Source organism: Thermosipho atlanticus DSM 15807, assembly GCF_900129985.1.
Taxonomy (GTDB): domain Bacteria; phylum Thermotogota; class Thermotogae; order Thermotogales; family Fervidobacteriaceae; genus Thermosipho_A; species Thermosipho_A atlanticus.
Window position 1 is genome coordinate 273,669 of the sequence record NZ_FQXN01000001.1, and the last position, 20,564, is coordinate 294,232.

At 29.4% G+C, this 20,564-nt stretch carries 17 protein-coding genes; 8 read left to right on the plus strand and 9 right to left on the minus strand.

The window, feature by feature from the left end; all coding sequences use genetic code 11:
* From BUB65_RS01485 to BUB65_RS01505, 5 genes are read right to left on the minus strand one after another with little or no spacing between them, the layout of a single operon-like run.
* Entirely contained in the window at window positions 1–660 is a 660-nt protein-coding gene (locus tag BUB65_RS01485) for a response regulator transcription factor (protein WP_073071366.1), read from the minus strand.
* Window positions 641–1,357 carry a 23S rRNA (guanosine(2251)-2'-O)-methyltransferase RlmB gene (gene rlmB / locus BUB65_RS01490; protein ID WP_073071368.1) on the minus strand — a complete coding sequence of 239 codons (717 nt, stop codon included), beginning with the start codon at window positions 1,355–1,357 and terminating at the stop codon, window positions 641–643. The genes BUB65_RS01485 and rlmB overlap by 20 nt, the downstream gene beginning before the upstream one ends.
* The gene (gene mazG, locus BUB65_RS01495) at window positions 1,354–2,106 is read right to left on the minus strand and encodes a nucleoside triphosphate pyrophosphohydrolase (RefSeq protein WP_073071371.1); all 753 of its coding nucleotides are present in this window, start codon (window positions 2,104–2,106) and stop codon (window positions 1,354–1,356) included. Before mazG ends, rlmB begins: the two co-directional genes overlap by 4 nt.
* The gene (locus tag BUB65_RS01500) at window positions 2,093–3,067 is read right to left on the minus strand and encodes an AI-2E family transporter (RefSeq protein ID WP_073071373.1); all 975 of its coding nucleotides are present in this window, start codon (window positions 3,065–3,067) and stop codon (window positions 2,093–2,095) included. Before BUB65_RS01500 ends, mazG begins: the two co-directional genes overlap by 14 nt.
* 16 nt (window positions 3,068–3,083) lie before the next feature.
* Window positions 3,084–4,325, minus strand: coding sequence for a hypothetical protein (locus BUB65_RS01505; RefSeq protein WP_084727992.1), 1,242 nt, complete (start codon window positions 4,323–4,325; stop codon window positions 3,084–3,086).
* Window positions 4,326–4,422: 97 nt separating this feature from the next.
* Between BUB65_RS01505 and BUB65_RS01510 the strand changes: the two genes are divergently transcribed.
* The gene (locus BUB65_RS01510) at window positions 4,423–5,598 is read left to right on the plus strand and encodes a hypothetical protein (protein WP_073071378.1); all 1,176 of its coding nucleotides are present in this window, start codon (window positions 4,423–4,425) and stop codon (window positions 5,596–5,598) included.
* A gap of 13 nt (window positions 5,599–5,611) precedes the next feature.
* Entirely contained in the window at window positions 5,612–6,118 is a 507-nt protein-coding gene (locus BUB65_RS01515; RefSeq protein WP_073071381.1) for an NUDIX domain-containing protein, read from the plus strand.
* A gap of 275 nt (window positions 6,119–6,393) precedes the next feature.
* On the opposite strand, the gene BUB65_RS01520 is transcribed toward BUB65_RS01515, so the two are convergent.
* From BUB65_RS01520 to rpe, 4 genes are read right to left on the minus strand one after another with little or no spacing between them, the layout of a single operon-like run.
* Window positions 6,394–8,424 carry an efflux RND transporter permease subunit gene (locus tag BUB65_RS01520; RefSeq protein ID WP_073071383.1) on the minus strand — a complete coding sequence of 677 codons (2,031 nt, stop codon included), beginning with the start codon at window positions 8,422–8,424 and terminating at the stop codon, window positions 6,394–6,396.
* An 11-nt stretch (window positions 8,425–8,435) separates the two neighbouring features.
* Window positions 8,436–8,876, minus strand: coding sequence for a hypothetical protein (locus BUB65_RS01525; RefSeq protein ID WP_073071385.1), 441 nt, complete (start codon window positions 8,874–8,876; stop codon window positions 8,436–8,438).
* Entirely contained in the window at window positions 8,877–11,345 is a 2,469-nt protein-coding gene (locus BUB65_RS01530; RefSeq protein WP_073071387.1) for a helix-hairpin-helix domain-containing protein, read from the minus strand. It lies immediately after the preceding gene.
* On the minus strand, window positions 11,342–11,983 hold the full coding sequence (gene rpe / locus BUB65_RS01535; RefSeq protein WP_073071389.1) for a ribulose-phosphate 3-epimerase: 642 nt from the start codon (window positions 11,981–11,983) through the stop codon (window positions 11,342–11,344). The genes BUB65_RS01530 and rpe overlap by 4 nt, the downstream gene beginning before the upstream one ends.
* A 75-nt stretch (window positions 11,984–12,058) precedes the next feature.
* Here rpe and BUB65_RS01540 point away from each other — a divergent pair, with 75 nt between their 5' ends.
* The 6 genes from BUB65_RS01540 to BUB65_RS01565 are packed head-to-tail and all read left to right on the plus strand — an operon-like array spanning window position 12,059 to window position 20,555.
* Complete coding sequence (locus BUB65_RS01540; protein ID WP_073071391.1) at window positions 12,059–12,859, plus strand: purine-nucleoside phosphorylase; 801 nt, start codon at window positions 12,059–12,061, stop codon at window positions 12,857–12,859.
* On the plus strand, window positions 12,859–13,842 hold the full coding sequence (locus BUB65_RS01545; protein ID WP_073071393.1) for a DHH family phosphoesterase: 984 nt from the start codon (window positions 12,859–12,861) through the stop codon (window positions 13,840–13,842). The genes BUB65_RS01540 and BUB65_RS01545 overlap by 1 nt, the downstream gene beginning before the upstream one ends.
* A 12-nt stretch (window positions 13,843–13,854) precedes the next feature.
* Window positions 13,855–17,898 carry a diguanylate cyclase gene (locus tag BUB65_RS01550; RefSeq protein ID WP_073071395.1) on the plus strand — a complete coding sequence of 1,348 codons (4,044 nt, stop codon included), beginning with the start codon at window positions 13,855–13,857 and terminating at the stop codon, window positions 17,896–17,898.
* Window positions 17,882–18,772 carry a UDP-N-acetylmuramate dehydrogenase gene (murB, locus tag BUB65_RS01555; RefSeq protein ID WP_073071398.1) on the plus strand — a complete coding sequence of 297 codons (891 nt, stop codon included), beginning with the start codon at window positions 17,882–17,884 and terminating at the stop codon, window positions 18,770–18,772. The genes BUB65_RS01550 and murB overlap by 17 nt, the downstream gene beginning before the upstream one ends.
* Before the next feature lie 12 nt (window positions 18,773–18,784).
* Complete coding sequence (locus BUB65_RS01560) at window positions 18,785–20,122, plus strand: aminopeptidase (RefSeq protein WP_073071400.1); 1,338 nt, start codon at window positions 18,785–18,787, stop codon at window positions 20,120–20,122.
* Window positions 20,123–20,126: 4 nt separating this feature from the next.
* Window positions 20,127–20,555: a MarR family winged helix-turn-helix transcriptional regulator gene (locus BUB65_RS01565; RefSeq protein ID WP_073071403.1), complete on the plus strand. Its 429-nt coding sequence runs from the start codon at window positions 20,127–20,129 to the stop codon at window positions 20,553–20,555.
* Window positions 20,556–20,564: the final 9 nt, after the last annotated feature.

Genomic DNA, 20,564 nt, shown 5'->3' on the forward strand with positions numbered 1-20,564 from the left:
TTATCCTTTTGAAATAGTATATCCTATACCTCGTATAGTTTTTATTAAATTTGGATCAAGTTTTTTTCTTAAGTAATTTATATACACTTCTACCGTATTAGGGGTACCGTAATAATCAAGTCCCCAAACGGCATTAAGAATTTCTTCTTTTGAAACAACTCTTCCGAGATTTTTTACAAGATACGAAAGAAGTTCAAATTCAGTTTTACTTAATTGAACTTCTCTTCCCTTATATTTGACTGTTCTAGAATTAAAATCGATCGATAAATCGCCAATTATCATTTCCTGTTCAAATTCTATTTTTTTTCTTCTCAGTAGAGCCTTGACTCTTGCAAGAAGTTCTTCAAAATCAAATGGTTTAACAACATAGTCATCAGCTCCACTTTCAAGTCCTTCGACTTTATTTTTAGTTTCTCCTAGAGCAGTAAGCATAATGATGCCAGCATCAGGATCAATTTTTCTTATTTTCTTTGCAACTTCGGTTCCGTCAATATCAGGTAACATTATATCAAGAATAACTACGTCAGGTTTAAATTCCTCGTACATGAATATTGCATCTTCTCCATATTCTGTTGTTTGGACTTCAAATTTTTCGTGTGTAAATTCTAATTCAAGAAGCCTTCTTAATTTGCTATCATCTTCAACTATCAATACTTTCATTTTGTCTCATCACCTCAAATAATATAATTCCAGCACTTACAGACACATTTAACGATTCAACATGATTTTTCATGGGAATTGAAATAAAGTCATCGCATTTTTCTTTAATTAATCTTCTTATTCCAGCTCCTTCATTCCCAAGTACAACTGCAATTGGTTTTTTTAAGTCAATCTCGTAATATTTTTTTCCATGCATGTCAGCACCATATATCCAAATACCATATTTTTTAATTTGTTCGATGAATCTAGCAAGGTTTACAACTTGAATAACATTGATTCTAAATATAGTACCAACGGATACTTTGATTACCGCAGGGGTTACTTGTACCGAGTTATTTTTTGGTATTACAATGGCATCAGCTCCCGCTGCAACTGCCGTTCTTATTATAGCACCAAAATTATGTGGATCCTGAAGTTGATCGAGGATAACAATAAAGGGATTATTTAAGTTTTCTATATAATATTCATCTTTATACTTAAACTCACCAATATCAATAACTACTCCTTGATGTTTTTCATAGTTACAGAGTTTTGTTAATATTTTTTTATTTGCTATAGTGTGTGGTAGTTTCTTGATTTTAGCTATCTCAATTAATTTTTTTAGTTCTTTATCACCAGAATTGGAAAAATATATCATTTTAACAGGTGTATTAGTATTTAAAATTTCTTTTAAGACATTTCTTCCATATACTTTCACTTTTTAGCTTCCTCCCAGTATGTGTTTAATTCGTCTAAACTAAGATTTTCAAATGTTTTGTTATCTCTTTCAATGAGTTTTTCCATTTTTTGAAATCTCTTTATGAATTTTTCTGTTGCTTTTCTTAAGGAAATTTCAGGGTCGATTTTTAAAAAGCGTGAAAGATTTACTAGAGCAAAAAGCAGATCACCGAACTCTTCTTCTTTTTCTTTCGTATTTTTTGCTTCTTTAAATTCATCTATTTCTTCTTTTATCTTTGAAAGCACATCATCTAAATTATCCCAGTCAAATCCAACATCCGCAGCATTTTCTTGAACTCTTCTAGCAAGTGAAAGTGAAGGTAAAGCATAATTAATTTTCCCGATTCTCGAATATTTTTCTGTTCCTTTTTCTTTTGCCTTTATTTCTTCCCATCTTGCATATGAATAACCCTTTGCATTTCCAAAAACATGTGGATGACGTCTAATTAATTTTTCGATTAATATATCTAATACATCGTCTATTGTAAATTTATTATTTTCTTTAGCAATTTGTGAATGAAAAACAATCTGTAGCAGGATGTCTCCTAATTCTTCTTTCATATTGTCGTAATTTTTATTTCTTATTTCATCAATAAACTCATATGATTCTTCAATTAAATATGGGATCAAGGTTTCATGAGTTTGAGATTTATCCCAATCACATCCATTCGGCCCTCTTAATATTTCCATTATTTTCAGTAATTTTTCAAATTTTTCACCTACTGTCATATTTTCCTCCTAAAATATATTCTTTCCAGTATCGCTTCACAAAAAGTAATGTGGGAATTGCAATTAAAATACCTATGAATCCGAATAAATCAGCAAAGATCAATATACTCACTATTAAAATAAACCAATGAATTTTTAAATTAGAACTTTGAATTTTCGGAGCCAACACCCAACTCTCAAGTTGATTAGCTATTATCAGGATAACAAGACCAATAATAAGACCTGTAAGTCCTTTCGAAGTCCATCCAAGCATAAGCATTGGTATAGTTACTATTATTACACCGAGAAATGGAATAAAATCTGTAATAAAAGATAAACTTCCTAGAAAGAAAGCACCTTCTATTTTAAAAGCAAAAGATAAGAATCCAACTATCAAACCAACAAAAGCCGCAACAAGTACCTGACCTTTTACAAATTTTTCGAAGTCAGTATAAAAACTTTTAAGAAAATTTTTACCTTTTTTTGGATCATCTATAAATAAACTTTCTGCGTTTTTAGCAACATACCATTTTAAATTTCCAACAGCTATTGTAGTAATTATAATCAAAATTGCCATAGTGATAAATGAAGGGGTATACGAAAGAATTTTGTTTATAATATCGAGAGCAAAATTCGACAATTGCTTATTTGAATTATTTAGAAATTCGGATACCCAATTTGGAATTTTATCATTGTTAGTTATTGAAAGTTGGGATAAATTGTTGAAGATATTCTTTCCTTGAGTAATTACAATTGGAAAAAACTTTGTTATGGAATAAACAAGTAGTCCAAGAATAATAGAGTAGGAGATTATTTTTGAGATTTTTTTGTTTATTTTCTTTGATAAAAAATCGGCTGGAACATCGATGATAATAGAAAAATAAAAGCCAATAATAATAGCTCCTAATATGAAAGGAGAAAATTTGATTAAAAGTAAAAATAGGATAAGATATATTAGTAGTATAATAGCATCTATCTTCATACTTTTAATTATATCATCATTTGAATTTTTTGAGAAATTTTCTAAAAATTGATTCTTTACTTTTGATACTTGATTTATAACTCCTTGTTTGTAATGTTTTCAAAATCAATCCAGCTGAGGTATTTAAAAGAGCATTAAAACTAGTTTCTTTAGGGTATAAGAGTTTGCTTATGTTTTTCAAAAACTGTTTTAATAATTTTTCTGGTTGTTTTAAGATCTCTCTTTTGAATATAATTTGATTTTCAATTAAACATGATTCAGTAGTTCCGTTAGAATCAAGTGTTTGCAGCATATTATTTGATATTTTGATAGTTATCTTAATTTTTAGGATATCAAGTAATCTTTTAATTATTTCTAAACCTTCTTTTTCTTCTTTGTCTAATGTATCTATTTCAACAAAATCAAACTGAAAATCTTTAGAATATTCTTTATAGAATCGTTCAACGCTGTTTATTTTATTTCCAAATATATCTCTTTCATTATCTAGTGATTTTCTGAGTGCCTCTGAAATCATTATTAATTTATATCCCTTTGACTGAGCGATCTTTATAATATCATGGTATTCTCTTTCTTCATTTTCAGTAAAAAATAAAACCTTGTTTAAACCGTTAAGAAGTTTTATTGCATGTATTTGTATATTTTTCCAATTAATTTCATCATGTGATTCTCCACTAATAAGTTTTTTTAAATCATCGGCTAAATAAATAGCAATTTCTGCATTTTCGCAGTAGAGGAGAATATTTTTTATTTTATTAACATAAGCTGTCCTTTTAAAAGGTATTTCAAAATTATTTAGTTTTTGAAAAATGGATTTTGAAGGATTTTTTATATTGTAACTAAATAAAAAATTTGGTTCTGTAGCTACTAAAAATCCATGTACGTAAATTTTGGATATATTATTTTTCAGTAAAACCTCTCCGTGTTCATTTTCTTCAATTACTTTTTCATTTGAAAGTTTTTTGAAGAAGAATTTTACTTTTTCTATATAGTTTTCAGGGAGGTTTCTGAAAATTAGGGTAGAAGTTTCTAGGGTTTGCAAGTTTGTCTCGTTTAGTTTTACGGGTAGATCATTATAGTAAATTTCATATTTTAAATTGAGAGTATCAATGGGTATTTTTTTTAGATCACCTACTTTTACGGAAAAAGACTTTAAAATTAAATTATTATTGTTATCGATTTCAATGGAATAATTGAAGGATTTAATAAAAAAAAGCAGGAAGTTCAGAAATATTTTTTCATTATAAGTTAGTTCAATCAATTTTCTCCCCCCCATTTTTGCTGTAAATCTCTTAAATTATAGCATATATCAAGTAGAAATTTGTTATAATATATACAAAGAATAGGAGGTGAAGCAAATGAAAAGATTTATGAGCATAATTTATATATTTATAGCTTTCATTATTTTTGCTAATATTCCTTTATTTATAGGTACTATGGAAAAAAATGGTGAAAAATATTTTGTATACGAGATTTCTCCAGAATTTTCTTTTGGACCTGTTACATTGGGTATTGGTTTTACCACATATGCGACTGATGTGGTTTACGGAACTTTCTATTATGGATTACCTTCAACACATCCAAGTACAAATATTATCAATGGTTTTATAATTAATTCATTGGAATTAAATTTGGATACTTTTAAATTTAGATACGGTAAAGCTAGACCATTAACGTTTGGTTTGGGTTTTAACGTGAGAAATTATGTTAATCCCAACACACGTGCGTTAGATGTTTCGCTAAAATTTGATAAGTTTGGCCTAAAAGTTCATGTGCCATATGAACTTCAATCTTTTATACCTTTTTCATTTGTACAATCAGATAGTGTATATATGGGGGAATTTGTATCGAAGTTTGGGATGTTTGATTTAGAAGTTTCAGGTGCTGTTGATTTGGAAGCTTCGAATACGTTTGTTATGGGTAATGGTACACCAGTTCAGTATGCTGGAAGTATAGCGTTGGTTGCACCTGTTATGATATTCAAGATTGGTATTGAAACGGCTTTCCAAGCGAATCCTGATTTTACGAAAATTGGTAAAGGTATATTTGCTGGACTTTATGGAAAATTTGGAAGTGCAATGGAATATACGGCAGGAGTTTTTTATACTATAGATGGTTTTATACCAAAATTGTTTGATAGAAATTATGCTTCGTTAAAATTAAATAACAGTCTTCCTTCCTTAGATGAAGGTAATGAAAAAGGATATTTAGTTGGTTTTAATATTTATCTAGAACCTTATGGAAACGGGATGTTATATCTTCTTGGAACGTTGGATGGTAGTTTACCAATAATGGAAGGAAGACTTCGATTGAATCTTCCTTCCATAGGAAGTTTTAATGGTTTGCTATTAAGAGCATATTATTACGATGAAACGCCATTTATGGAAAATAAATTCTTTGATAGTAGTTCGGATTCTTGGCTTGAGATTAGCTATCCCATAATTGGAATGAATTTTGTTGCAGGAGTAAGATATACTTGGGAAGAAACTAAATGGGCAAAAAGTATCTTTGTTGGCTCAAGTGTTGAATTTTAGGTGGAATATAGTTATGGATTTTGTTGAAAAAATTAGAAGAAGCAAAATTCAAAAAGTAGCTGTTATGTGTTATGCAGAAAATGAATATGATGAAGTTTTGATGCTCGAAAGGTCAAATGAACCTTTTAAAAATAAGCTAGTCCCGCCTGGTGGGAAAGTTAAAGATGGTGAAAAAATATCCGAAGCGTTAAAGAGGGAATTTTTTGAAGAAACTGGCATAATCTTAAAAAATTACGTTTTAAAAGTTATAACTACGGAATTAGGCCCAGAACATTACAATTGGATATTATTTATATACAAAGCGTTTATAAAAAAACAACCAACGATTAAGTGTTCAGAAGGAAAACTATATTGGATAAGAAAAAGTGAATTAAAATTTCACAATATTTCGGATATAGACAAAAAAATTTTACCCTATATTTTTTACAAAAAAGGTCTTTATTTGATGAAAATTAATTATGATGAATTGAAAAATGCTGAGATAATAAGTATTAGAAAGTTATCTTCAGTTTTTAAATAGAATATAAAAAGTTACAAAAATCTCTGGAGTTTTTTATTATCTTTTTTTACCAATGTTCGTTATTTTGATATTTTTCAGTTCTGTCGATGTACTTCAATAAAAAACGTGTTTTAGATAAGTAAAGATCTTGAAAAAGAGTAAGTAACTGGTAAAGGGAAATACTTTTAAGGAAATTGGACAATATTTTTAGATGTTTGTTTTACGATTATCTCATTGTTACCTTTGGAGGAGCAATAAAATTTGGAACTTTCAGATAAAAGGGCATCAAAAAATAATTATTTTTTCTTTTTAAGAAGCAGAGGCTGAATAATTAGGGTAAAATATAATCCTACACTTATACCTAAAATTAATAAAATAGCAATTGATTGGAATAATTTTAAGCTTGAAAAAAGTAAAACTGAAAAACCCAAAATTAATCCCAAACCGTTTGCTAAAATTGGAGGGCCAACATTTAAAATAGCATCTTTTGGGCTTTTTGTTCTGTACTCTTCGCTTGCAAGATGAATAGAATAATCAATTACAAGTCCCATTAGGATACTTGAAGTAATGGCAGTTGAAATATCGAGTTTGATATTAAATATAGACATAACCGCAAAGTTCATGATCGTTGTGAAAAGTATTGGAACCATAACACTTAATGTGGTTTGAATCTTCCTAAATATTATAAAGACCATCGCAAAAATTAGAATTGCCGCAAAGCTCAAACTTTCTATTTGGGCTTTTCTAACGTTATTATTTATATCATTCCATATAAGTGCGCTTCCAGAGATATAATATTTATATACATCTTTTGGAATATTTGAATCAATATAATTTTTCACTTGATCTACATTGTAATACCCATCAGCTGTAAGATTTATTACAAGCCTTATTTTATTTCTTGATGAAATATAGTACTTCAAGCTTGGTGTTGATTTTGCAAAGTTATATAAAATAGGTATGGGAACGTCAACTGGAAAATCAACACTAGCAATGAGGTTATATTTTTCCAAGTTTTCCTTAATTTTTTTTATTTTTTCATTATCTGTTGCCAAAAGTGGTGTTTCTTTTTCAATAACAAGATAAATAGGTTCTCTGAAGTTAAAGACTCCTTCCATAATTTTGTAGGCTTGTCTTATCTTTGAATTTTTTGAAAAATAAGAAACCATATCAGATTTTACTGATATGTTTTTAATTAAAAATGGTGAAAAAATACCAAGTATTAAAAAAACAATCAATGAGATAGTTGCAACTTTGTTTCCCAAGAATCTTATACCAAGAGAAGAGGGTTTTTTAAATGTTTTGTTATGTCGTAAAAAACTATGCCCGAGTGTAAATATCAAAATAACCGTTATAACCAATCCAATTGAAACTAAAATTCCTAGTTCTTTAAAAGCTTCAATTTCCACGAAAAGAAATGACATAAATCCAGCTACTGTTGTAAGCATAGAGAATAATATAGGTCTTGAAATGTGTTTTTTTGTTTCTTCAAGACTGTTAAATCTATGAAATGCGTTATAATAATGCAATCCATAACCAGATCCTATTATAAGTAAAAATGATACATTCATTACTGTTAAAGTATTTAAAGGTCTTCCAGTCAAGAAAAATAGTCCAATAGTAATAATTGCCGCAGTTATGGGAGTAAAAACAATAAATAGTGATATTTTAAAGTAGCGAACCTGAAAGTAGAAAAAAATAACAATCAATATAAACATGATAATTGGGTAAACATAAGTTTGTTTTAATAATTCTTTAAATAGTTCATTATCTATTACTGGCTCACCAAAAAGATAAAATTGTTCAAAATACTTTTTTGCTATATTTTCGACTTCATTTATATGTTTTCGAGCGTTTGTTTGGGGAGAAAAAATAAGATTCAAAACTGCATATTTTCCGTCTCTACTTATAAGAGTTTTGGCGTTATCATCTTTTAAGATTTCTTTTTCCAACACACCGTTTTTTACATAAAAAGCTTTGTTAAATCCGATAACTTTGACTAGATTTAAAGGACTTAAGATGTTAATTATATAATCTTTGCTTTGTAATTCATTTTGAAGTAGCATTAGCTTTTTTGTTGAAGAGTTATTAAAAAAGCTATTTTTATCATAAACAATTAATAAGACATTTGAACCATCACCAAAATCTTTCGAAATTTTCACAAAGTTTTTTACATTTTCATTTTCTACTTTATCTAAGGGTTTTCCGTACTTATAACCTGGTAGAAAAACTTCAGGGCCAGTATATACAGAGCCTTTTGTAAAAATTATTATAATTGATAAAAAAACAATCAATGAAACAATAAAAAAGGGAATGTATTTTTTCATTATTTTCCCCCCTAAAATTCTATATCTACTTTCTCTGCTTCTATGGCCGCATTAAACAAAATTTCTAGATATTGTTTCCATTGTTTTGCAGCTTCAAATCTATCAAGGTGAGGAATACAATTACCAAATTCAATTGGTTCGAGTAGTAGACAACCGGTGGGTCTATTATTCGGAATTAAATTACAACCTTTGTCTGTTAAAAAAGTACACTTACCACTTATAGAATTGTCAAATAATATCCCTTCTTTGCCTTTTATCGAAGGCCTCACGTAATAAAGATTTTTGTTCCTATCAATCCAATCAATACACCATTTCCCGCTTTTTAGTGCAATACTCAAATTTTTAAATATTTCTTCCTTTGAGTTTCCAAAATCTTTTGGAAGTGCTATTCCAGGAAAATATTTACAGCACTTTCCACCGCACTTTGTACATATTTTCTGGTTTAAATACATTTAATCTACCTCTATAAGCTTAATATTGTAGTTATCAAGAACAGGCCTTGATTTCAATATCTTAATTTTTTTATTATTTTTTTCCAAAATAACACTTTCATTCATATTTCCTCTTTCGATGTCTTTATACGAGTTTATGTGTTTAAGTTCATAAACAACTTTTTTAATTCCTCTTTGAATTTCCGGTTTTTTGTCAAATATTAAAGTATATGTGTCGTCCGGGACGTTGAGTTTAAAAGTTGAAATACCATCAGTTGCATAACCACCTTTGGATATTACATTAACTGCAAGTTTTTGATTTCTTATTACACACAAAGCATACGGGGCAAGATAATTTTTGAAGTTTTCGACTGGTTTAGATACTGAAAAACCCAAAACCGAATACTCCATGTCACACCTTTCCCAAGATTGTTCAGTTTTATATGAATTCTCAATTTTTTTGCCAAATAATTTACTTGAAAGTTCGATCAACTGGCTATTTACCCCACTTCTGATTTCTTTTAATTTGGAAAGTAACTTTCTTCTACTATCATTAAAGACATCGAATGCTCCAGCTTTAATTAAAGATTCTACAACCGAGAAGTTTAAGTTGGAGTTTTTTTCTACAAAATCTTCCAGAGAAATATATGGGCTATTTCTTAAAATCTGTTGTTCGATTTTTTCGTTAATTCCGTTGATAAGAGTTAAGGGAATAATAAATTCATCTTCTTGTTCATATTTTTGATTCACGTTGGGAAGTTTAACTTTAAACCCCAACGTTTGAAGTTCAAAAATTGAAAATTCTTTTTTAGAAGAATCATGTTTTAAAAGAACTTTGAAGAAAACTTTTGGAAAATGCGATTTAAAAAATGATAAATAATATGTTATATGAGCGTAAGCTACAGCATGAGATTTATTAAAAGCATATTCAGAAAATTCATATATTATATCAACAATTTGTTGTACTAAATCTTTAGACAATCTTTTTGAAAGGTTTGTTTTAAATTTTTTTAAAATATCTTTCATTAAATTCTTATCTTTTTTGGCAACTGCTTTTCTTAAAACATCAGCTTCTTCTGCCGTAAACCCTGCGTATTTCATAGCAATTTTCATGATTTGTTCTTGGAAAATTAATACTCCATTTGTTTCATTTAAAACATCTAAATTCAAATTTTTTTCTTTTTTCCATTTTGCATTTGCATACTGATCTACAATCCCCGCTTTCAATGGGCCAGGCCTATTTAGAGACAACAAAATTGAAAGTTCTTCTAAATTTTCGGGTTTGATAAGTCTCGATATTCTTTTTCCGAGAGGACTATCCAATTGAAATATACCAGTTGTTTGTCCTTTAAGTATAAAATTGTATGACTTTTTATCTTCAAATTTTGCTGTTCCAAGCTTCTTTTCTAGTTCAGCTAATATAGAAAGAGTACGGAGACCCAAAATATCAAATTTTATATATCCGATTTTTTGAAGAGAATTCATATCCCACTCTATTACTTGTTCTTTAATAGGAGCTAAGATTTTTTTAGTTGAAATGATGATTCCTGCTGCATGTACACTCTTATGAGTTGGAAGATTTAAAATAGGTTTTAATTCTTGAAGAGAAACGTTATTTTCAAAAGCTATTTTTTTGAGAGTTTTGAGACCTATATTTGAAAAGGTTGAGATGTGATATACATATTTATATTTTTCCCTTAATTTTTCAATTAGTTCTTTTCGTTTTATATCTTCAATATCGAGGTCAATATCGGGAAGTTCCATTCTTCCTTTATTCAGAAATCTTTCAAACATTAGATTGAATTTTATAGGATTTATTTTTGTAATTCCAAGTTTGTATGACAATAAAGAACCTACTGCACTACCTCTACCGGGTCCTACTTTTATTCCATGCTTTTCTGCAATATTTACTATGTTATATATTGTATAGAAATAATCCACAAAATTTTTTTCTTTTATAAGATCAATTTCTTTTTTTAATCTTTCTTCTTCTTGAGGTGTTGCTTTTATTTTTAAAAAGTTGTCTGGAGCTTTTGGAAGAACTTGAGTCGAGTATAGTTTATATTCTTCAACTTCTAAACATACGTTGAGGTTTTTTAATTCACCGTTTTCGACAGGTTCAACACCTAAATAGTTGCAAAATATTTTATATAGATGTTTTTGTTTAGGAAAGTAATATGCAAAGTATACCTGATTTTCTGGGATGAAATTTAAATTTAAATGTTCAAATTTTTCTGTATTATATGCTTCGATAAGCTCATACAATTCGTGAGTGTTTCTGGCATAAAAAACCTTGTTTCTATACTTGAATCCTATTATTGGTTTTATGTCATTTTTTTTACATAAATCTATAAACTTTACAGTTGCATGAAAATTTTCATCACACAACAACAAACATTTTGCCCCAGAATTCTTGGCAAAATTTATAAGACTTTCAAGTTTTAAGATGGAGCCCTTGAAAGAATAAGGTGACACAATCGCAGTTATCATTTTCTGTAAGTTCTACTTAAATTTTCAAGATTATCGTTTTTAAATATTCCATAGCCCATAATTAAAATGTTTGCTCCTGCATTAATTACTGTTTGTATATTTTCATTGTTGATTCCACCATCTACAGCAATGTAATAGTCCATTCCGTATTTTAATTTCCATTCTTTAAGTTTTTTGATTTTTTCAAGTGATTTAGCAATGAATTTTTGGCCTGAAAAACCAGGATTTACACTCATAACAAGGATTCCGTCTACGTCACTTAGAACTTCTTCTATAGCAGACAAAGGTGTTCCAGGATTAAGTGTAACAAAAATTTCTGTATCTGTTTCTTTTACTTGTGAGATTAATTTATTAATATGTACTGTTGATTCAATATGAATAGTAATTCTGTCCACACCTATGGTTAGTAGTTTTGGAATATGAAATTCAGGATTTGTAACCATTAAATGTGCATCTATTGGTAGATTAGTACATCTTTTTACAGCGTCAAGTACGGGATATGCAAATGTTAAATTTGGGACAAAATGTCCGTCCATGATATCAAGATGGATTTCATCAATGTAAGGTTGTACTCTTTTTATTTCAGCTTCTAAATTTGTAAGATTTGCACCTAAAATTGAAGCGCTAAATTTTACCATATTAATTCCCCCTATTCGATATGTTACAATAATATGATATGTGCTATAATCATTATAACAAAGGAGGTAGAAAAAGTGAAGGAAAAGTTATATGAAACTTTAGAGTATATTAATAGTAAAATCAACAAGACACCAAAAATTGGTTTAATTCTTGGGTCAGGATTAGGTTTTCTTGCAGATAGTGTTGAAGATAAAATAGAGATTTCATACGATGAGATTCCAAATTTTCCATATTCTACTGCTCCAGGCCACGAAGGAAAACTGGTTTTTGGAAGACTTTCTGGTAAAGATGTGGTGGTATTAAAAGGTAGGTTTCATTTATACGAAGGATGGTCATCTGAAACAATCAAATTTGTTATTTACACACTTAAAAAATTGGGAATTGAAAAGTTGCTAATTACTAATGCTGCGGGGGCGATTAATAAAACATATAAACCGGGAGATATTATACTTGTTAAGGATATAATTAATTTTCAATTTAGAAATCCATTAAGGGGTCCGAATGAAGACGAATTTGGGCCAAGATTTCCTGATATGTCAAAAATATATGATGAAGAATGGGTAGAAAAGATAAAGAAAGAATTTCCAGAACTAAAAGAAGGAGTATATCTTGCTGTTATCGGCCCAAGTTATGAGACACCTGCAGAAATAAGAGCATTTAGAAAATTCGGGGCAGATTTAGTTGGAATGTCTACAGTACCAGAAATAATAGCAGCACAACATTGTGGAATAAGCTGTCTTGTTTTTTCCTGTGCAACAAATATGGCAGCTGGTGTTTTAGATCAACCATTATCGCATTTAGAAGTAATGGAAGTAGCAAATAAGGTTAAGCAAGAATTTTCAACTTTAATTTTAAAATCTTTGGAGGTGCTTTAATGGCAGCAGCAAATGAATTTCTAAATATTGTAGGTTTAATAAACGAATCAAATAAAATTTTGGTTGTTGGACATATAATGCCAGATGGAGATGATATAAGTTCAGTACTTTCGTTAAGTATGGGTCTTCAAAAGATTGGAAAGGAAGTTGTTTCAGCAATTGATTGGAAAATACCAAGTTATTTCAATGAAATACAAGAGGTTAGTAGTATAAAAACTTTTGAAGAAGCTAAAGATTTTAATCCTGATTTAATCATAATAGTTGATGCTTCAAGTCCTGATAGGGTGGGAAGATTTTCTGAGATATTATCGAAGTTCAAAGTTGTAGTGATAGATCATCATGGTACGAATGTATTTTTTGGAAATTACAATTGGGTTGATAGTTCTTTTGGGGCAGCTGCCCAAATGATCTTAAGGCTTAATAAAGAACTTGGCGTAAAATATGATGAAAGATTGGCACATATAAATTTAATGGGAATTGAAACTGATACAGGTTTTTTTAAATATTCAAATGCAGATGAAAGAGTATTTAGAGATGCCGCCGAATTAATTAGTCTTGGTGCAAGGCCTGATTTAATTGCACGTATGATTTTGGAGAACAAAAAACTTGAGCAGTTTTTACTTCTTTCGCGGATGATAGAAAAATTGAAGTTGGATTGTGAAGGTACTTTAGCATATTCTTATTTATCTCAGGAAGATTATAAAGAGTTTAACTGTAGTGAGGAAGATAGTGGAGGGTTTGTTAGTGAAATAAGGTCAATAAAGGGTGTAGAAGTAGCTATATTTTTATCTGAATTTGAGAAAGGAGAAATACATGTAAGTTTTAGGTCAAAAGAATGGTTTGATGTAAGTAAAGTTGCCGTTATATTAGGTGGTGGGGGCCATCCTAGAGCTGCAGGAGCGACGATCAAAGGTAACATTGAAGAAATAGTTGAGGAAGTTGTTAGAGTGACTAAGTCTGTGTTGGAAGGGGAAAGAAAGTAGGGGGATATTTATATGAAAGTTATTAAGTTTTTAAGAAATACTTATATTGGTCGAGAATATCTTGTTGAGAATGAGAAAAAACAGTTAAAAAGATTGTTAGAAGTAGATAAAAAAATATATGAAAATATAGATGCATTGGTTTTGCATTTGAAGATGTTTGAACATCTTGATGATGTTTTGATTCCTGATGAGTATCACTTTAACGAAAAGTTAGAACTTGTCTTTCCTTATAATGAGGAAAAAAGTGTAGATTTGCTTTCTCTTAAAACACTGGAAAGAGATTATTTGGCGTATAAATTATTAGAATATGCGAAGAATATATATCAAACTCCTAATTTTAATATACCCATTTTTTCTTTTGACGATGTTTTAATCACTAGAGAAAACGATTTTAAAATTCTACCTCAGCTTTGGATAACTTCTAATATTTTGCCGCAAGAAAATGAAAGATTGTTTATAGCTCCAGAATTTAAAAATGCAAGAGTCACTTTTGAAGAGTCAATTTTATATGTAATTGGAAAAGCAATTCTTGCTTTGAAACCTTCAGAAGAAGTAAAGAAGTTTGCAGAAAAATTGACTGAATTTCATCCAAAAAACAGAAAAATGTATTTCAATCTTCCTTTTTCAAAGGAAGCTTTTATAAAAACGAAATTTATTGTTCCAGTAATTCAAAGAGAAGAGCTAGAATTGGTAAAAAATTATGTTAATAACACAACTGTTAAAATGTTAGGAATAGTTGGAAAACAAAGAATTGGTAAAACTACTTTTATAAACGAAATTCAAATGGAGTTAATAAAAGAAGGAAAGTACGTTTTAAGGCCGATTGATGGGGATGATTTGATACTTCAAATTTTGAAAATTTCTAATGAATTGGTTGATAAAGAGGTTATTCATGAAATTTTTAATTGTACCAAGAAAGAAAGATGTAAAATAGATACAATTATTTCATTGATTGCTAAAGTTATAGATTCTTTAAAAAATGTTGTGATTCTTGTTGATGATTATTATGAAGCTCCAGAAAATTTTAAAACTTTACTGTTGGGTTTGAAATCAATGAATTTTAAAAATCGTTTTATAATTATTGCTGCATCAACAAATGAATTTGAAGAGTTTGAAAAGACTATCAATTTATCACCTTTTGATTATAAAACAATTAAAGAATTGATTAAGAAAACTTTGGAAAATGTTGATAATATAGATACACTCACAAAGTTTATTTTTAACATCTCTAAGGGTTATCCAGGTTTGGTAGTTGAAATACTGAGAATGTTAATTGAAAAAGGAATTTTGTACAAAGATTTCGCTGTAAGAAAATGGATGTATGATGTGGATAGGCTTTCTGAATTAGATGTTGATGAAGTACTAGATGTATTTAATTTTTTGACTCGCGAAGAGTTTGAAAAGATAAAATATTTATCAGTTTTAGGACAGAAATTCACATATAAAGATATTAGAGTTTTAGAGAAAATACTTGGGATAAATTATCGTGAGGTTATCGAAATTGCTCAAAACAAAGGGATAATTTATAAAGAATATCGCCATTATAGATTTACTTTACATCAATATTGGGAAAAGTTGTATTATTCGTTTGATGAGTTTGAAAGAAAAAGTATTCATTTGAAGATAATAAATGAACCTTCTGCTGGTTTGCGTAAAGATGAGGAATTATTAAAAAATGCTTGGCACTATAATATGATTGGTGATACCATCAAGGCTTTTGTAATGTACTTAAAAGCTATCAAATTTGGATTGGAGAATTTTTATTCTCCTAGTTACCTTTTGAAATTAGTAAATGATGCGGAAACTCTTCTACCAGATGGAAGATTTTCTTATTCTTTAATAAGATTTAAAGTTGAAATTTATTACAGGCTGAACAAGGCGGTTGATTTTGAAATTCCAAACAAAGAGTTGTTTGAATATTGGAAAGTTGCAGCAAAAATAATCGAATTGAAGAATAAGGAAATAGTAGAATATTTTGAAGAGGATAAATCACGTTTAGACGGATTTGGTATTGTCGGTAGCTATAGAAGAAAGTTATTATATTATGTAGCTCTTTATAATTTAGGAAAGATAAACAAAATTAAGTTAGGTGAGCTTGAAAAAATATATAAAAGTATAAATTCTAATTCGCATTTTGTAAATGATGTAAAAGTAAGAACAATAATCCTTTTAGCTAATGTTGTAGATAATAGAGATAGCAAATTGGCAAAAGATTATTTAAGTTTAGCTGAAAAGTTAGCTAAAAAGTATAAGTTATTGCATTTACTTCCGGTGATTTACAATAATATAGCTGGCCTTATTAATAATTTAGTGATAGCAACTTCGTATTATGATAAATCAATAAAAACAGCGCATGAAGCTGCTCTCCCCAATAGAGCAATTATTGCAGAATTAAATAAGATAAATCTTCTTTTGTATACTGGAGAAACAACTAAATTCTTCAAACACTTATATGAAATTCGTGAAGAATTAGAATTAAAAGGATTAAGGCTGGAATTGGCTAACACGTATATTTTGGAAACATTTTTTCATATTTATAATAGGGATTGTGAAAAAGGTCTTAAGTCGGTTCTTAAAGCAAAAGAAATTCAAGAAACTTTGGAAGTGGAGAAATCATATTTAAGAACACTTATATTGTTGAACTTATTCTGTGGCAAATATGAAGAAGCGAGAGATATTTATGTTCGGAACAAAGATAAGCATTTCATGAAGATCATGAACTTTAATTTATTTGTTGATGTTGTATTATCAAATGAAGAAGATTTTAGAAAGAATTGGAATGCATTTAAAAATTCGTCAACATTTTTATGGCAAGAAGAAATGTATGCATTAGTTGGAGATAAAATTGCCAAGGTAGATGCCGAAAATTTCTTTGAGATATTAAAAAGGTTAGAAAGTGATTATGCTACTCAGAATTTGAGATTATCTCTTGCTATGTTATATGAAGGATTAGCAAAATACTATAAAACTATTAATAAAGAATACAAATTTCGAAGTTATTTAACTAAATCATATAATTTGTATAAAGAACTTGGCTTTGAAAATTATTCAAGAATGTTAAGAGAATTTCATAAAGATTTATTAAAAGAAGTAGAAGAAATAGAACTTCTTAGAGAAATGAATAAAGGCTTTTTGGGTTCTAAGAACTTTTCTAAAGCACTTGAAAGATGTGATTTTGCTTTAAGCTTACTTGAAGAATTGAGGGCAATTGAGGTAGTTGAAGATCCTCAAAATATTTTGAATTATTTTGCGGGAAAAATATATAAGGAATTTCCAGTGACGGAACTTTCAATTCGTATTTCCGATAAAAGAATTCAACAAGATTTTACTTTTTCTAGTTTAGATAATGAGTTAAAACTAATGGAAAAAGAGGATGTTTTGCAAAGTTCTCCATTTTTAGTGAAAATTTCAGATAAAATAGATAAATTTCTTGAATATAGTATAATTTTATCTAACAAATCATTGTACATTGATAAAAAAGCTTTGATGGGTATTTTAAAAAAGTTTGAAGTATTAGAATATTCTTTTGTAACAGTAATTAAAAGTATTATAGCTAGACTTAGGAGTCTAATTGATCCCTTAACAAAGTTATATACCAGGTATTTTGTCAATGAAAAATTGGAGCAAATTTTTGTTCAAAGTAAAAGATTCAATATGAACTTTTCAGTTGTTATGTGTGATGTTGATCACTTTAAGTTAATAAATGATAAATACGGACATTTAATGGGGGATGAAGTTTTAAAACAGGTAGCGAATGTTTTGAAAGAAAATCTCAGAAAAAGCGATGTATTAGGAAGATTTGGTGGAGAAGAGTTTATAATTCTTTTGCCAAACACAACTTCTGAAGTTGCCCGTGAAATTTCAGAAAGATTAAGACGTAAGATAGAAGAGTTAAATGAATTTCCACAAAAAATTACGTTGAGTTTTGGTGTAGCATCGTATCCCCAAACAATGGTAGAGACACCAACTGAGCTTATTGGATATGCAGATGATGCTCTTTATAAAGCCAAAGAACTTGGAAGAAATAGGGTGATTGTCTTTGGAGAAAATCTTTGAAAAACTTTTAGAATTAGGAAATGACGTGAAATTGGATGAAAAAATGGAATATCATACAAGTTTTAGGATAGGGGGACCTGTGAAATATTTTATAATCCCGAATACACTTGAGTCGTTTGTTAGTACGTACAATTTTTTGAAGAAAATAATGGAGATAAAGGTTGTAGGAAAATGTACAAATATATTACCAAGCGATGAAAAAATGAATATTGCTATTCTTTCAACTGAAAGAATTGACAGGATAGAATTTAAAAATGATATTGTGTTGTGTGAAAGTGGTGTTCCTTTAAAAAAATTATGTTTGGAAAGTATGGAAAATAGTTTGTCAGGTTTTGAAAAAGCGTATGGGATTCCAGGAAGTGTCGGTGGAGCAGTATATATGAATGCAGGAGCGTATGGTTGGGTGACAGCGGAGAATATAATTTATGTAGAAGCTTTTGATGGTGAAAAGATAATAAAATTGTTTCCAAGTGAGATGGAATTTTCCTATAGAAATAGTATTTTTAGAAAAAAGAAAGAATTGGTAATTTTAAGGGTTGCTTTCAAAGTTATTAATGGAGATAAAGAGAAAATAAAAATAAAGATGAATGAAATATTGAAAAGGAGGTATACAAAACAACCGCTTGAGTTTCCAAGTGCTGGAAGTGTTTTTAAACGCCCTAGGGAAGACTTTTATGTTGGGACAGCAATTGAAAACTTAGGATTAAAGGGATATGCTATTGGTGATGCCCAGGTATCAGAAAAGCATGCTGGTTTTATTATAAACAGGGGGAATGCAAAGGCTGAGGAAGTAAAGAAACTAATAGAGTACATTAAAAATAAAATTAAGAATGTTTATAATGTTAATCTTGAAACAGAAATAGAAATTTGGTGAAGGAGTGGTAACATGAGTTTGTGGTATAAAAGAAACAGAGAAAAAGTAGAAAATTTTAGTAGAGAATATTTGAAATTTATCAATAGTGCTTTAACCGAAAGATTATCTGTAATGTTTTATAAAGATTTACTTGAAAAAAATGGTTTTATTTCTCTTAATGAATATACTGGAAAAGAAGAGAAAGTTTATTATATAAATAGACATAAGTCATTGGTTGCAGCAAGAATAGTTGATCATCCAAAATATGGTTTTAATATTATTGCCGCACATATAGATGCTCCTAGGATCGATTTGAAACCTAACCCTTTGTATGAAGATGAAAATATAGCTTTAATGAAAACCCATTACTATGGTGGCTTGAAACTCTATCAATGGTACAACATACCACTGGCTTTAGTTGGAGTTGTGATTAAAGAAGATGGTACAAAGTTAGATATAAAAATAGGTATTGAGGAAAATGATCCTGTGTTTGTTTTACCAGATGTTTTGCCTCATCTTGATAAGAAAGATGAAAAAATGAGTGAAAAATTTCAAGGAGAAAAATTAAACTTAATCGTAGGATCAATACCTTTAGAAGGTGAGAATAAAGAGCCGGTGAAAAAATATGTTTTAAAGATTTTAGAGGAAAAATATGGAATTAGCGAAGAAGACTTTGTAAGCGCAGATTTAGAATTAGTCCCAGCGATTAAAGCAAGAGAAGTGGGTTTTGATAAAAGTTTCATAGGAGCGTATGGTCAAGATGATAGGATCTGTTCGTATCAAGCAATTAGAGCGTTGATTGACGCTGAAAACCTTGAGAAATCTGCAGCGGTCATTTTGTTTGATAGGGAAGAAATTGGAAGTGAAGGCGACTCAGGGGCAAAAGCTAGATTTTACAAGAAATTTTTTAGAAAACTTTTGAAAATTCATGGTGAAACAGATTCAGAATATGCTTTGGATATTCTTACAGAAAATTCATTGGTTATTTCAGCCGATGTAGCAGCATTAGTTAATCCGACATTTAAGGATGTACATGATAAATACAATGCTGCAAAAACAGGTGAAGGTGTTGCATTAGTGAAATACACAGGAGCAAGAGGGAAATCAGGTTCTAGTGAAGCTCATGCTGAAATAGTTGCACATGTTAGGAAGATATTAAATAGAGCCGGAATAAAGTGGCAAGTAGCAACTCTTGGAAAGGTTGGAGTTGGTGGTGGAGGAACCGTTGCAAAATTTTTGGCTCAAGAAGGGTTTAATGTAATTGATATGGGCCCAGGTTTAATAAGCATGCATTCACCATATGAACTTGTTTCAAAAGTTGATCTTTATGAAACATATTTAGCGTTTAAAGAGCTTTTAGCAAAGAGGTGATTACATGGCTGAAAAGTTAGAAAGAATATTGAGAGAAATTTGCTTTCGAATTAAAGTTAAAGGTAGAGAAGTATTAAAAAAATACCCTATTACTCCTGCACAGTTCGATTTGATGCAAAAAATATATTTTACCGGTCCCAAAACTATGAGCGAGTTGAGTCAAAATTTAGGAATAGCCAAAAGTACGACAACTGGTCTTGTTTCAAGATTGGAAAAAGATGGTTTTCTTGAAAGAGTTAAGTCTTTAAGAGATAAAAGAGTGATAAGAGTTTCATTGACAAAAAAGGGTAAAAAAGTGATTGATGAAGTTATAATTGAAAGAGTAGAGTTTATAAAGAGTGTTTTGAAAATTTTACCCGAAAGTTTTGAAAAAGAAATAACGTACTTACTTATGAAATTTAATGAAGCTATTATAAATGAAAAAAAGCAATAGTTTTGCTGA